Origin of the sequence: Myceligenerans xiligouense (genome assembly GCF_003814695.1) — a bacterium.
GTDB classification, from domain to species: domain Bacteria; phylum Actinomycetota; class Actinomycetes; order Actinomycetales; family Cellulomonadaceae; genus Myceligenerans; species Myceligenerans xiligouense.
In genome coordinates this window covers 3,542,310-3,556,391 of sequence record NZ_RKQZ01000001.1, presented here as the reverse complement: position 1 = coordinate 3,556,391, position 14,082 = coordinate 3,542,310, and the positions used below count along the sequence as shown (strand labels likewise).

The following is a 14,082-nucleotide window of genomic DNA, read 5'->3' as shown; positions in this document are numbered from 1 at the left end:
CCCGGCAATTCGGCCACGGCTACCTGAGGTGGTGGACGTCCCCCGCCGAGACCGTGCGCTCCTCACCCTCGCCGGTGCGGATCACCAGGGCGCCCGTCGCGTCCAGCCGCACGGCCTCGCCCCGGACGGTCCCGGCACCGCCCGCCAGCTCCGCGCGCACCCGCGTGCCGAGGGTCGCGGAGACGCGCACGCACTCGGCGGCCAGCCCCGACGCCACCGGGTCGCCGCCCGCCCGTTCCCACCGGCCGACGGCGGCCGCCACCTCTCCCAGGAGCGCGGACAGGAGGCTGGTCCGGTCGAGGTCCCCGTACCCGGCCAGCGCCAGCGACGACGCGGTCTCCACGGGGAGCTCGCCGGCGGTCTGCGACACGTTGAGGCCGATGCCGAGCACTACCGCCACGGGCTCGCCGGCGGTGCCCCCGGGCACCACCTCGGCCAGGATGCCCGCCACCTTGCGGTAGCCGCCCAGACCGGTCACGGGAGTGTCCGCGCGCACCAGCACGTCGTTGGGCCATTTCACCGCGAGGTCCGCGGCACCGTCGTCCCGGTCGCTGCCGGGCGCGCTGCCGCCGTCGTCCCCGGAGACCGTTCGGACGACCGCGGTCCCGGCCAGGAGCGGCAGCCAGCCGAGGCGCTCGGCCGGGACGGCCGGGCGCAGCAGGATCGAGACGGTGAGCGACGCGCGCGGCGGGGTCTCCCAGGAGCGGCCGGCGCGGCCGCGGCCGGCGGTCTGGCGCTCGGCGACGAGGGCCGACGGCGCGGGCCAGGCGCGGGGGTCGGCCCGGACGGCGGCGACGAGCTCGCTGTTGGTGGAGGTGGACTCCTCGACCACGTCGATCCGGTGGAAGCCGGGGATGTCGAGCTCGTGGGGACGAAGCGGTGCGCGCATGCCTTCATCCTGCCCCGGCGTGGTGCCCACCGCCCACACCGCCCCGCCGCGCGAGAACCGCGCCGCCGCAGGACATCGGCTGTAGGAACCGCACAACGACCGCCCCCGCGACGCTGACGACGTTGCCATCGAGTTGGCCGAATGTTCCAACTAGGCTGCCCTCGTGAACGACGCCACGACCACCGCTCCCGCGGGCACCCAGGCCAAGCTCGACGACCTCGAGGCCCGCCGCGCGGCCGCCGTCACCGATCCGGAGGTGACCGCGCAGGCCAAGCAGCACAAGCGCGACAAGAAGACGGCCCGCGAGCGTATCGCCGAACTGCTCGACGAGGGCAGCTTCGTCGAGCTCGACGCGCTGGCGACGCACCGCAGCCGCAACTTCGGGCTGGACAAGAAGCGGATCCCCGGTGACGGTGTGGTGACCGGCTACGGCACGATCGACGGCCGGCAGGTCTGCATCTACGCGCAGGACTTCACCGTGTTCGGCGGCAGCCTCGGCGAGGTGCACGGCGAGAAGATCACCAAGGTGCAGGACCTGGCGCTGCGCACGGGCGTGCCGATCATCGGGATCAGCGACGGCGGGGGCGCGCGCATCCAGGAGGGCGTGGCGGCCCTGACGCAGTTCGCGGAGATGTTCCGGCGCAACGTGGCGGCGTCGGGCGTGGTCCCGCAGATCTCCCTGATCCTCGGGCCGAGCGCCGGCGGTGCCGTCTACTCCCCGGCGCTGACGGACTTCATCGTGATGGCGGACGGCACGTCGAACATGTTCATCACGGGGCCGGACGTGATCCGCTCGGTGACGGGCGAGGACGTCGACTTCGAGACGCTCGGCGGGGCGCGGACGCACAACGCGACGTCGGGCGTGGCGCACTACATGGCCCACGACGAGGACGACGCGCTCGACTACGTCCGCCACCTGCTCGGCTACCTGCCGCAGAACAACCTGGGCGACGCGCCGGCGTTCCCGGCCGAGGACACCCCGCTGGAGGTCACGGCCGACGACGAGACGCTGGACGCCCTGATCCCCGACTCGGACAACCAGCCGTACGACATGCGCGACGCGGTCGAGGCGGTGCTGGACCCGGAGTCGTTCCTGGAGGTCCAGCCGATGTACGCGGCCAACGTGCTCACGGGGTTCGGGCACGTGGAGGGCCAGTCGGTCGGCATCATCGCGAACCAGCCGCTGTCGATGGCGGGCACGCTGGACATCGCCGCCGCGGAGAAGGCCGCGCGCTTCGTGCGCACGTGCGACGCGTTCAACATCCCCGTGCTGACGTTCGTCGACGTGCCGGGCTTCCTGCCAGGCGTGGACCAGGAGCACCAGGGGATCATCCGCCGCGGCGCGAAGCTGATCTACGCCTACGCCGAGGCGACGGTCCCGCTGATCACGGTCATCACCCGCAAGGCCTACGGCGGCGCGTACATCGTGATGGGCTCCAAGCAGCTCGGCGCGGACGTCAACCTGGCCTGGCCCACGGCGCAGGTGGCGGTGATGGGCGCGGGCGGCGCCGTGAACATCCTGCAGCGTGGGGCGCTCAAGAAGGTCGCCGACGACGGCGGCGACGTCGAGGCCGAGCGCGCGCGGCTGACCGCGGAGTACGAGGACGCGATCGTCAACCCGTGGGACGCGGCGGAGCGCGGGTACGTGGACGCGGTCATCCGGCCGTCGGAGACGCGCGTCCAGGTGGTCCGGGCCTTGCGGGCGCTGCGCACCAAGCGCGCGAGCCTCCCGCCGAAGAAGCACGGCAACATCCCCCTGTGACGAGTTCTGTGGTAGGGGCACTCAGTCGGGAGCACTACGCTTGGCCTCTCACGGCCCCCGTCCCCGGCCGGCCCCACCGGAGGAACCCATGAGCCATGAGGACGCCACGCACGGCCCGGCACCGCTGGGTCCTGTGGATCCTGAGCCGCTGCACCGTGCGGTGGACGCGCTCGCCGCGACCCTGCACGACTACGTCCGCACGGCCGTCGGCGTGCGCGGGGAGTTCGGCGCCGCCGAGGCCGACGAGGACCCGCGCGTGCACGTGCTGGAGGAGAAGGTCGGGCAGCGGAACGCCGACCTCTTCGACACCCTGCACGAGGCCCTGGGCATGCACCCGGACCTCACCACCTCCATCTGGGAGCCGGGCACGGACGCCGAGGACAGCCCCGAGCAGCCCGGCGTCGCGCAGCGGGCCGAGGCCTTCTACCTGAGCTTCCTCGTGGCCGCGCGCGGGAACGACGCCTCGCTCGACGGGGTGCTGAGCCTGGTCGACGCCACGGGGGAGGAGATCGCGGAACGCCTGGCCGACGGCGGCTACGAGGTCCTCGAGTGGATCTCGTCGCGCGGTGCCCCGGCCGGGTTCGACGACGGCCCGCTCGACGACGACCCCCTGGGCGAGGATCCGTTCGACGGGACGAGTGACACCGGGTTCGACGACGACACCGGCTCCGGCCGGGACGACTTCAGGGAGGACGAACGATGAGCTCGCACCCGCAGGTACGGGTCGTACGCGGCCGGCCCGACGACGTCGAGGTCGCCGCGCTCGTGGCCGGTCTCGCGGCCGTGACCGCCGCCGTGGAGCCGGACGACGCCGCCCCCATCGACGAGTGGACCAACCGGTCGCGCGTGCTGCGCGGCAACGGCGCCGCCACCGCGCAGAACTTCGGCGGCCGGTCCGGCCGCCACAACGCCGACTCCTGGCGCTGGAGCCTGCGCTCGTGAGCGCGCGGGCGCGCGTCGTCGGCGCACTCGTCGAGTCTCCGCTGCAACTGTTGTGCACGATCGAAGCGCACGCCGCGGGCCTCGGCGGAGACACCACCCGCGTGCACGTGCGCGACGACGTCCCCACGCTCGCCCAGGCGCGTGACGCGCTCGCCCGGGCGACCCTGCCCGCCGGCCTGACGATGGACGTGCGGCCGGTCCGGAACGCCATGTGGTCCCTGAACCGGAACCGGATCGTCGGGGAGGCGTTCTCCGGCGTGGTGCAGACCGCTCTCCTGACCCGCCCGGTCACCTCTCTCACCCTGGTCGACGACGGGCTGGCCGCCCTCGACCTCGACCGCATCCTCAGCTCGCCCACGGGCGGCTTCGTGCGGTCCGGTGTGCGCTCCGGCGCGGCCCGCCGCGCGCTGGGCCGGGCGACGGGCGACCGACTGCGGGCCCTGGCACGCCGCGGCGGGCTCACGCTCTTCACCGCCCTGCCGCTGCCCGGAGACGCCCTCGGCCGGCTGTCGGAGGCCGGCGTGCGCGTGGTGCGCGACGAGTTCGCCTGGTTCACCTCCCAGCCGCTGGAGGACGCGCCCGCCGAGCCGACCGTCGTGGTGGGGTCCGGCCTGGTGGGAGCCGGCTTCGTGGACGCCGACAGCTACCTGTCCTGGGTGCTGTCCCTGGCCGCGGAGGGGCCCGTGCTGTACGTGCCGTACCGTCGCGACGATCCGCTGGTGCGGCGCATCCTGCGGACCACGCCCGGAGTGACCATCGCCGACCCGGGCGCGATGCTGGAGCTCCGGCTGTCCGGCATGCACGAGGGACAGCGGGTGCTCAGCCTGCCGACGACGTCGACGGTCCTGCTCACCTCGATCCTCGGGCAACGCGGGGTGAACGTCGAGGTCAAGGCCGTACCGGACAGCTGGTGGGCGCCGAGCGTCCCCGAGCAGGTGCGCAAGGACGCGGCGTTCCTGGTGGACCTCTCCGCCGCCGCCCGGGACGCTCAGACCGGCGTGCGCCCGCCGGTGATGTAGTCCGTGAGCTGGTCCCGTTCGGCCTGCACCTCGGCGATCCGGTGCTTGACGACGTCGCCGATGCTCACGATCCCGGCCAGCCGGCCGTCCGCGAGCACGGGCACGTGCCGGACGCGATGCTCCGTCATGAGCGCCATCAGCTCGTCGAGCGTGGCCTCGGGCTCGCAGGTGTGCACCTCGGACGTCATGATCCGTGCGACGGCGGCGTCCAGGATGCCGTCCCCGTCCGCGTGCAGCCGCCGGACGACGTCGCGCTCGCTGACGATGCCGTCCACGCGGACGCCGTCGCCGGACACCACGACGGCTCCGATGCGGTGCTCCGCGAGCAGCGCGAGCAGGTCACGAACGCTCTGGTCACCGGAGATGGTGACCACCGAGCCGCCCTTACGCCGTAATGCCTCTGTCACCCGCATGGGAAGCACCTCCGTCGCCGCGCGCCGGAGTCCGCGTCGTCGCGAACCCTCTCCCCGACCGTACGGCACGAACCACCAGTTCAGGTAGGGGGTACGTGCGCACGTTCCGCGCACGCCCCCGCGCCGGACGGCAGGCCGCGGCTCCCGACGGCCCGCCGCGGGGCGTCAGCCGAGCGCCTCGCGGAGCACGTCAAGGCCCACCGAGCCCAGGTTCAGCGCGCGGGCGTGGAACGCCTTCGCGTCGAACTCCTCGCCCCGTGCGGCCGCGGCGGCCTTCGCCTCGTCCCGCGTCTGCTCCCACAGGCGCTGGCCCACCTTGTACGACGGCGCCTGACCCGGCCAGCCCAGGTACCGGTGGTACTCGAAGCGGACGAACTCCTCGGGCATGTTGACGTTCGCCGTGAGGAACTCCCACGCGGTGCCGGCGTCCCAGGTGTTCCCGCCCCACGCCGCCGGGGCCTTGAGGCCCAGGTGCATGCCGATGTCGAAGACGACGCGGGCGGCGCGCAGGCGCTGGCCGTCGAGCATGCCCAGCCGGTCACCCGGGTCGTCCAGGTAGCCGAGGTCGGCCATGAGCCGTTCCGCGTACAGCGCCCAGCCCTCGCCGTGGCCCGAGACCCAGCACGCCAGCCGTCGCCACGAGTTGAGGGTGTCGCGGGCGTGGACCGCCTGGGAGCACTGCAGGTGGTGACCCGGGACGCCCTCGTGGTAGACGGTCGTCTTCTCCCGCCACGTGTTGAACTCGGTGACGCCCTGCGGCACGGACCACCACATGCGTCCGGGCCGCGAGAAGTCGTCGCTCGGCGGCGTGTAGTAGATGCCGCCGGTCTGCGTGGGCGCGATCAGGCACTCCAGGTTCAGCACCGGCTCGGGGATGTCGAAGTGCGTGCCGTTCAGGTCGCGGATCGCGGCGTCCGAGGTCTCCTGCATCCACGCCTTGAGCGCGTCGGTGCCGAGGAGCTTGCGGGCCGGGTCCTCGTCGAGCATCCGGACCGCGTCCTCGACGGTCGCGCCGGGGCCCGCGATCTCGCGTGCCACCGCCTCCTGCTCGGCCACGACGCGGGCGAGCTCCTCGACGCCCCACGCGTACGTCTCCTCCAGGTCGACCGTGGCACCCAGGAACGTCCGGCTGAACAGCGCGTAGCGGTCACGGCCCACGGCGTCGGCCTCCGGGGCCTGCGGTGCGAGCTCGGACTCGAGGAAGTCGGCGAGCTTCGCGTACGCCTCGCGGGCGCCGGTGGCGTTCAGCTCCAGCTCGCGCCGCAGCAGGCTGCACGACGACGAGTCGTCCAGCACCGACTCCGCCTCCTTGCCGCGCACGAACGACGTGAAGAACGACTCCTCGCCCGCCAGCTCACGAGCCTGCGTGACGCACTCGCGGACCTGCCGGATCGCGGCGACGTTGCCGCGGGAGGCCGCGAGGCGGAGCGACTCGGTGTAGCCGTCGAGCGCCGTCGGCAGCGCACCGAGGCGGCCGGCGACGTTCTCCCAGGCCTCGACGGAGCCGGTCGGCATCATGTCGAAGATGTCGCGCAGGTACTGCACCGGCGAGGCGATGTTGTTCAGATCGGCGACGTCCTCACCGGCGTCGTGCAGTTCCAGTTCCAGGCCCAGCCGCTCGCGCATGGCCGCGAGCGTCACGTGGTCGACGTCGTCCACGGGGTCCACCGCGTCGAGCGCGTCGAGGGTGGCGCGGTTCAAGGCGGCCGCCTCGTCGTGGTACGCCGGGTCCAGCGCGTCCATGAGGTGGTCGTGCCCGGGGACGCCGATCTCCGTGGCGGTCGCCGGGCTGTGCGCGGTCAGGCGCCGCACGTGCTCGTCGGCGACGGCGTCGACGGCGGTGGGCGTTCGTGTGAGGGAGGGTGTGGTCACATCGCGAGGGTACTGCCGCCCCGGAGGCGGGCGCCCGAGGTTTTCCCGTTCGGGTGGGCCACCAGGCCGCGCGGTCAGCCCCGCCGGCGGGATCCACCAGCACCGTCGTCACTGTCAGAGTCGTCACTGTCAGAGGAGCACGGGCTCCGGGTCCCGGGGATCCGGGTCCGGATCGATCAGCCCCGGCCCGTCGTTGCGGACCGAGCCGACGGCCGCGCCGACCGGGCTGGTCGTCAGCGGCGCTCCGGGCGCTCGCAGGAGGGTCTCCGCCTCCTGGGCGCCGACGTCCGGGTCGAGCCAGCGGTCCCACGCGTCCGGTGGCAGGACCACCGGGGTGCGGTCGTGGATCAGCTCCAGCTTCCCGGCGGCGGCCCCGGTGATGACGGTGGTCGTGACCAGCCAGCGGGCAGGGTCGTCGTCGGACCTGGACCGGTCGCGCCAGAACTCGTACAGGCCCGCGAAGGCCGCCGTGCGGCCGGTGGCCGGACGGATCCAGTAGGCCTGCTTCGCCTTCGGGCCGGCGTCGGGCAGCTTTCGCCACTCGTAGTACCCGTCGGCGACCACGAGGCAGCGCCGGGCCGCGAACGGCTTGGCGAACGCCGGCTTGTCGAGCAGCGACTCGCTGCGGGCGTTGATCATGCGCGCGCCGATCCCCGGGTCCTTGGCCCAGGAGGGGACGAGGCCCCAGCGGGCGACGCGCATCGACCGGGTGATCTCACCGGTGTCCCGCGCGGGGCGTTCCACCACGATGCGGACCGGATCGGTCGGGGCGACGTTCCACGACGGCGCCAGCAGCCGCGCGTCCTCGGCGAGCTCGGCGATCGCGAGCTCGTCGGCCAGATCCTCGGCGTCCCTGAACGACGCAAACCTTCCGCACATGCCCTCAGTGTGCTCCGGCTGTCTGACATCGCGGGAGCCGGGGAGTGACGGGGATTACCCGTGACACGTTCGTATCGATTCGATAGACTGGGGAAACCGTCCCCGCATCGTCGCCACCCCTGCCCGTCGTGCCTTCAGGAGACTTGTGTCCACCGCGCAACTCGCTTCTCGTCCCGTCGTCGTTCCCACCGCGCCCATCGCGCCCAGCCGTCCCCGTGGCAAGACCGTCGCCCTGTGGGTGGTCATGCTCGGCTCGCTCTGCGCGCTGCCCGCGTTCACCACCGACATGTACCTGCCGGGCATCCCGCAGGTCGCCGCGGACCTCGGCTCCACGGAGGCGATGGCGCAGCTCACGGTGTCGGCCATGCTCATCGGCGGCGGGCTGGGCCAGCTCGTCATCGGGCCGCTCTCGGACCGGTTCGGCCGCCGGGCTCCGCTGCTGGTGGGCCTGGCGATGCACGTCGTCACGTCGCTGCTGTGCGCCGTCGTCCCCAGCATGAGCTGGCTGATCGCCCTGCGGGTGCTGCAGGGATTCTTCAACGCCGCCGCCGGTACCACCGCGATGGCCGTCGTGCGCGACCGGTTCGTCGGCGCGGAGGCGGCGCGCGTCCTGTCCCGCCTCATGCTGGTCATCGGCATCGCGCCGATGTTCGCCCCGACCATCGGCGCGGCCATCCTCACCGAGGCGTCGTGGCGCTGGGTGTTCGTCCTGCTCGCCGCGATGGGCGTGGTGCTCGCGCTCATCGTGCTGCGGTTCATGCCGGAGACCCACGGCTCCGAGCAGCGGGCCGCCGCCCGGCCGGGCCGGATGTTCGCCGGGTACGCCACGCTGCTGCGGGACCGGCAGTTCCTCGCCCTGGCGGTCCTGCCCGGCCTGTCGTTCGGCGTCCTGATGAGCTACGTCGTCAGCTCCCCGGTGGTGTTCCAGCAGGAGTTCGGGCTCTCGCACGGGCAGTTCTCCGCGCTGTTCGCCGCCAACGGCGTCGGGCTGGTGCTCGCCGCACAGGTCAACGCGGCACTGGTGCGCCGGGTCGACCCGATGCGCCTGATGCGGTTCGCCGTCGTGGCGCAGACCGTGACCTCGGCGGCGCTGCTCGGCGTCGTGCTGCTCGGTGTGGGCGGCCTCGCGGGGCTCCTCGTCGTCATGTGGCTCGCGCTCGCGGCCACGCCGCTCATCCAGCCGAACGCCGCGGCGCTCGCGATGTCGCGGCACGGTGAGATCGCCGGGACGTCCGCCGCGATGATCGGCGCGGCGCAGTCGTCGGTGGCGGGGATCGTCAGCTCGCTCGCCGGGTTCCTCGGTGGCGGGTCCGTGGCGATGGTGTCGGTGATGTTCGCGTCCGTGGTGGGCGCGCTGCTGGTCATGGCACTCGCGACGCCGGCGTTCCGGCGCCGGCGTTGAGAACCGCGCGGTTCCGCGGCGGCACGGATCCGGCACGCCGGGCAACGTTTTGTTCCTGACAGGCGTCTGAACAGGTATGAAACGCGGTGACGCTATCCTCCGGCCTATGCCTCAGCCCGACCGGCCGTCCGCGCAGCACGCGTCGATACCGCCACATCGGATCCCCAAGCGTACGGACCGGCCGGCCAACCGGCATTCCTCGGGCAAGGGCTGGTCGCGCAAGCCGCGCATCGTGGCGATGTCGTTCGTCGGTGTCCTCGCGCTGGGCGGTGCGGCGGCGGCGACAGTCATGGACCAGCTCGCGGGGGAGGTCGAGGTCTCGGACGTGTCCGGCATCGTGCAGGGTGGTGCCAGCAAGGAGGTGAAGGACCCGTCCGACCCCTTCAAGGACGTCCCCGTGAACATCCTGGTGATGGGTACGGACTTCCGCGACGCGGAGAACGTGGCGGTCGCCGGCGGCGGTAACGAGACGGGCATGCGGTCCGACACCACCATGCTGGTGCACATCTCCCGGGACCGGTCGTGGATCCACGTCGTGTCGATCCCCCGCGACTCGATGGTGAACCGCCCCGAGTGCGAGCTGCCGGACGGCAGCATGGCGCCGGCGCTGGGGCTGGGGCAGTTCAACGGCGCGTTCAACGCCGGCGGCTATCTCACGGGGGAGGGCGAGAACGACCTCACCTACGGTGCCGCCTGCACCATCACCACCATCATGGACAACACCGGCATGCCGATGCCCAACCACATCGTGGTCAAGATGCACAGCGTGCTCGACGTGGTCGACGCCATCGGCGGCGTGCGCGTCTGTCTGCCCTACCCGATCGTGACCCCGCAGCAGTACGGCGGCGTGAACCTTCCCGCCGGCGAGCAGACGCTGAACGGCATGGACTCCCTCGACTACCTCCGCGCGCGCCACGTGGAGGGCACCACCCAGAGCGACCTGGACCGCATCGACCGGCAGCAAGGCTTCATCAACGCGCTCCTGCGCCAGATCCTGTCGGCCGACACGATGGCCAACCCGGGGAAGATGCTGAACCTGTCCAAGGCGGTGCTCGGGTCGGTGAACCCGGACCCGGAGCTCGGCGACGCGAGCAACCTGGTGGGGCTGGCCTTCAGCCTCAAGGACATCCAGAAGAACCGGATCATGTTCACCACCATCCCGAACCAGCCCTGGACGCAGGATCCCAACCGTGTCGAGTGGACCTACGAGGCGGACCAGGTCTGGGCCGACCTGGCGAACGACGTCGCGCCGGAGAATCTGCCGGCGCTCGCGAGCGAGGAGACGTCGGGTGGGGGCGATGGCACGGCACCGGCCGACGGCACGGGCGGGAACGGCTCCGGCGGTGAGAACGGTTCCGGCGGTGACGGCGGCGGGCAGACCGGCACGGGCGGCGGCGGTGCCGGCTCGTCGGACGGCGGAACCTCCGACGGGGGAGGCTCGACGAGCGACGGCACGCCGGGTGGAGGCGGCACCGACGACGGCACGGCAGGTGGTGGAGCCACCGGAACCGAGGGCGAGCAGACCCCGGACCCGGAACCGAGCCAGCCGACGGGCACCTGCGCCTGACGCGGCCGTCCGCTCACGACATGGCCCGCCGCCCCCGAGAGGGCACCGGTGAGTGCCGGCGACCTCCCGGTTCTCAGCCGAACGCCGTGACGAGCCGGCGGACGCCCTCCTCCAGCACCTCGCGCTGCTTGACGTAGGTGAACCGGACCCAGCTCCCCAGGGCCCGGGACGTCGGCGAGCCGGGCGTGCAGAACGCCGCGACCGGGACGGCGACCACGCCCGCGAGCTCGGGGAGGCGGCGGCAGAGCTCGATCCCGTCGTCGAACCCGAGGCCGGACGCGTCGGCGGAGACGAAGTAGGTGCCGGCGGGGACCGAGACGTCGAACCCGGCGGCCGTGAGGCCCTCGCAGACCAGGTCGCGGCGCTCGGACAGGGACGCGGCGAGGGCGCGCGGTGTGGCGTCGTCGGCCAGCACCTCGGCGATCGCGGGCTGGAACGGCGCGCCCGAGCTGAACGTGAGGAACTGCTTGACGGTGCGGACGGCCGTGATCAGGTCGGCCGGTCCGGACACCCAGCCGATCTTCCAGCCGGTCAGGGAGAAGGTCTTGCCGGACGAGGAGACCGTCAGGGTGCGGTCCCGCATGCCCGGCAGGGTGGCGACGGGGACATGGCGTGCGCCGTCGTACACGAGGTGCTCGTAGACCTCGTCGGTGACGACGACGGCGTCGTGCTCGCGCGCGACGGCGGCGACCGCCTCCAGCTCGGCGGGTGTCAGGACCGCGCCGGTGGGGTTGTGCGGCGTGTTGATCACGATCATGCGGGTGCGCGGGGAGGCCGCCGCGCGCAGGGCCGCGACGTCGAGCCGGAACGTGCCGTCGCGGGGGACGAGCGGCGCCGTCACGTGCGTGGCGCCGGACAGCGCGATGCACGCGGCGTGGACGTCGTAGAACGGCTCGAGCGTGAGCACCTCGTCACCGGGGCCCGCGAGTGCGAGGACGGAGGCGGCGATCCCCTCGGTGGCGCCCGTGGAGACCAGCACCTCCGAGTCCGGGTCGAGGTCGAGCCCGTAGTGGCGGCGCTGGTGGTCGGCGATGGCGCGGCGCAGCTCGGGGACGCCGTCGCCGGGGGCGTACTGGTTGCGCCCGTCGCGGATGGCGGCGATCGCGGCGTCCTTGGCGGCCTGCGGTCCGTCGACGTCGGGGAAGCCCTGGCCGAGGTTGACGGCGCCCGTGCGCGCCGCGAGGGCGGACATCTCGGCGAAGATCGTGGCGGCGACCGTCCCGTCGGCGGACATGAGGCCGATGGAGCGGGCGACGGACTGCCAGGGACCGGGAGGGCCGACGTTGGTCATGGGCCGACCTTAACCGCGAGGGGCGGTGCCGGGAACCGGTCCGCGGTGTGTCCGGCCGGCGTCCGTCCACCGCTCGTCCACCGGTGGTTCAGCGGGGACGGCCACCGACAACCCGCTTTACCTGGGTATATGTGGAAAACCTTGTGGATCTGTGGATAACTCCGGTGCCGCGCCTGGCGTGTCGTCCACAGGGCGGGGAAATGGCGGCCATCGGGGTGGTCAACCCTGCGAAGAGTTATCCACAGGCATGGAACGGGACGCGGACTACGCGGTCCGCGCCGCGCCGGCTGCCGTCCTGGATCTCATGAGGCGAGTACGCCGGCCACGGCGGTCCTGAGCGTGTGTCTTTCGAAGCCGACGCGCGAGTGCGCGCCAGGAAACGCACGCTCGAACGACAGGCCGTTCACCACCGTCAGCAGGAACCGTGCCCGCTGCTCGAGTTCGCCGGGCGGGAGCACCCCCTCATCGCGCAGTGCGGCGAGCCATCGTTCGATCCGGTCGACGGAGAGCCGTTCCAGCGCGGAGAAGACATGTGCCGAATCCTCGGGGACCGGCGACGCGACGTAGGCATCGTGAAGAGAGGTCCAGTTCTGGCGTGCCTTCTCGCCCGTTCCCACCGCCGACAGCAGAAGTTGCAGGCATGCTTCGAGCCGCTCGGCCGGGCTGAGCGAGGTGTCCCGCATGGGATCCTCCGGGAGGTCGAGCGTCTGCAGGCCTTCGACGACCGTGTCGATCAACTCCCGCTGCGTCGGGAAGAAGTGCCGGAGGGATCCCGTACTCACTCCCGCGCGCGCCGCGACCGCGCGAACGCTGAGTCGCGCATGCGGGTCCTCGCCGAGCATCGTCGCCGCAGCGATGAGGATCTTGGACCTCGTGTCGCCCGCCCTGGATCCACCCACTCGAATCGCATTCCCTTCATCGACTATCACGCTGTGATACTGTCGCCCTCGTTCTAGTACAGCGTAACAGTGCGTTGGCCCGCCGGGAACGCCGGCGAGCGTGAATCACACCGAGGAGTGTCAGCATGATGGAGACCGAGCGACGTTGGTTCCTGCGCGGGGACCAGTCCGCGCAGCTCGAAGGGGTCCCGGCGGGGGTCGAGTATCACCGCGTCCTCGCGGGCGAGAAACGGCGCATCATGCGCGGCCTCCTCGCGATCGCGCTTCTTCTTGCGGGCATGATCGGCTTCGGAGTCAGCTTCACGGAGCTGTCCAAGGTCATCGACGTCGAGGTGCTCGGGCGGACCGAGGAGTTCACCCCGCTTCGCCACATCGCCGGCTCTCTCTCACTCGTGGTCCTCATCCCGTACTCGATGCTGCTGCAGCGGCTGCTGTATGGGGTGTCACCCGGCTCGTTGCACTCCGTCATCGGGCGCTTCCGTTTCAGCGTCTTCGGCAAGTCCCTGGTCGTCTTCGGGCCGCTCGTCCTGATCGCGATGAGCATCCCATTCCTCCTCCAGGACGGCACGATGGTCTCGTGGACGGCCCCGGACCTCGTCGCCATGTTTCTCGCGGGCCTCCTCGTCACCCCGCTCGCCGCGGCGGGAGAGGAGTACGGCTTCCGCGGATTGATGTTCCGCGTCGTGGGTGGATGGACCCGCAGCGCCCGAGTCGGTCTCGTGCTCGGCATCGTCGTGACGACCGTCGTCTTCTCTCTCGCCCACGGAACTCTCGATCCCTACCTGCTGACGTCGTACTTCGTCCTGTTCGGAACGATGGCGATCATCACGTGGCGAACGGGCGGGCTCGAAGCCGCGGTCGTGCTGCACGGCCTCTACAACCTGACTCTGCTTCTCGCCACGATGCTGCACATCGATGTGCTCGGACAGCTCGCATCCCGCGCGGCCGCTGTCGGATCGTTCGTGAACTTGATCCCCAGCGCGGCGCTCGTCGTCGCCACCGCGGTCATCTGGTGGATGACACGGGGGAGCGGTCCGGCACGCACGGCCCGAGCCGAGCGGTCCGCGGCGCAGGAAACGGCAACGAGCTGGGTGCGAGCATGAACTCGACGTGGAACGAACGACGGTGGGCGAAGCGCGCGAAGCCT

General features: G+C 71.9%; 13 protein-coding genes. 7 read left to right on the top strand and 6 right to left on the bottom strand.

The genetic code is table 11. The annotated features are described in order from the left end of the window. Positions 1-19 precede the first annotated feature (19 nt). Positions 20-889, bottom strand: coding sequence for a biotin--[acetyl-CoA-carboxylase] ligase (locus EDD34_RS15500; protein WP_123815370.1), 870 nt, complete (start codon positions 887-889; stop codon positions 20-22). 163 nt (positions 890-1,052) lie between these two features. Here EDD34_RS15500 and EDD34_RS15495 point away from each other — a divergent pair, with 163 nt between their 5' ends. From EDD34_RS15495 to EDD34_RS15480, 4 genes are all read left to right on the top strand, one after another. After that, entirely contained in the window at positions 1,053-2,651 is a 1,599-nt protein-coding gene (locus EDD34_RS15495) for an acyl-CoA carboxylase subunit beta (protein ID WP_123815369.1), read from the top strand. A gap of 88 nt (positions 2,652-2,739) precedes the next feature. Further along, the gene (locus EDD34_RS15490) at positions 2,740-3,354 is read left to right on the top strand and encodes a hypothetical protein (RefSeq protein WP_342774843.1); all 615 of its coding nucleotides are present in this window, start codon (positions 2,740-2,742) and stop codon (positions 3,352-3,354) included. Then, positions 3,351-3,593 (top strand): acyl-CoA carboxylase epsilon subunit, encoded by a 243-nt coding sequence (locus EDD34_RS15485; RefSeq protein ID WP_123815368.1) that lies wholly within the window; start codon positions 3,351-3,353, stop codon positions 3,591-3,593. The genes EDD34_RS15490 and EDD34_RS15485 overlap by 4 nt, the downstream gene beginning before the upstream one ends. After that, a complete protein-coding gene (locus EDD34_RS15480) occupies positions 3,590-4,612 on the top strand; it encodes a hypothetical protein (protein ID WP_123815367.1) in 1,023 nt (340 codons plus the stop codon). The genes EDD34_RS15485 and EDD34_RS15480 overlap by 4 nt, the downstream gene beginning before the upstream one ends. On the opposite strand, the gene EDD34_RS15475 is transcribed toward EDD34_RS15480, so the two are convergent. The 3 genes from EDD34_RS15475 to EDD34_RS15465 all read right to left on the bottom strand — a co-directional run bounded on the left by EDD34_RS15475 (position 4,582) and on the right by EDD34_RS15465 (position 7,776). Continuing rightward, complete coding sequence (locus EDD34_RS15475) at positions 4,582-5,025, bottom strand: CBS domain-containing protein (protein WP_123815366.1); 444 nt, start codon at positions 5,023-5,025, stop codon at positions 4,582-4,584. The genes EDD34_RS15480 and EDD34_RS15475 overlap by 31 nt on opposite strands. A 165-nt stretch (positions 5,026-5,190) precedes the next feature. Beyond that, on the bottom strand, positions 5,191-6,897 hold the full coding sequence (locus EDD34_RS15470; protein ID WP_123815365.1) for a DUF885 domain-containing protein: 1,707 nt from the start codon (positions 6,895-6,897) through the stop codon (positions 5,191-5,193). A 129-nt stretch (positions 6,898-7,026) separates the two neighbouring features. After that, positions 7,027-7,776: an SOS response-associated peptidase gene (locus tag EDD34_RS15465; protein ID WP_123815364.1), complete on the bottom strand. Its 750-nt coding sequence runs from the start codon at positions 7,774-7,776 to the stop codon at positions 7,027-7,029. A gap of 145 nt (positions 7,777-7,921) precedes the next feature. Between EDD34_RS15465 and EDD34_RS15460 the strand changes: the two genes are divergently transcribed. Both EDD34_RS15460 and EDD34_RS15455 read left to right on the top strand, forming a co-directional pair. Next, complete coding sequence (locus EDD34_RS15460; RefSeq protein ID WP_246012490.1) at positions 7,922-9,178, top strand: multidrug effflux MFS transporter; 1,257 nt, start codon at positions 7,922-7,924, stop codon at positions 9,176-9,178. 106 nt (positions 9,179-9,284) lie between these two features. Continuing rightward, positions 9,285-10,745 carry an LCP family protein gene (locus tag EDD34_RS15455; protein ID WP_170177100.1) on the top strand — a complete coding sequence of 487 codons (1,461 nt, stop codon included), beginning with the start codon at positions 9,285-9,287 and terminating at the stop codon, positions 10,743-10,745. A 73-nt stretch (positions 10,746-10,818) separates the two neighbouring features. Here the strand turns inward: EDD34_RS15455 and EDD34_RS15450 are convergent, their stop codons facing one another. After that, positions 10,819-12,036 carry a pyridoxal phosphate-dependent aminotransferase gene (locus EDD34_RS15450; RefSeq protein ID WP_123815362.1) on the bottom strand — a complete coding sequence of 406 codons (1,218 nt, stop codon included), beginning with the start codon at positions 12,034-12,036 and terminating at the stop codon, positions 10,819-10,821. A 302-nt stretch (positions 12,037-12,338) separates the two neighbouring features. Continuing rightward, positions 12,339-12,935: a TetR/AcrR family transcriptional regulator gene (locus EDD34_RS15445; RefSeq protein ID WP_281277768.1), complete on the bottom strand. Its 597-nt coding sequence runs from the start codon at positions 12,933-12,935 to the stop codon at positions 12,339-12,341. 125 nt (positions 12,936-13,060) lie between these two features. On the opposite strand from EDD34_RS15445, the gene EDD34_RS15440 reads away from it, so the two are divergent. Beyond that, the gene (locus EDD34_RS15440) at positions 13,061-14,038 is read left to right on the top strand and encodes a CPBP family intramembrane glutamic endopeptidase (RefSeq protein WP_123815360.1); all 978 of its coding nucleotides are present in this window, start codon (positions 13,061-13,063) and stop codon (positions 14,036-14,038) included. Positions 14,039-14,082 lie beyond the last annotated feature (44 nt).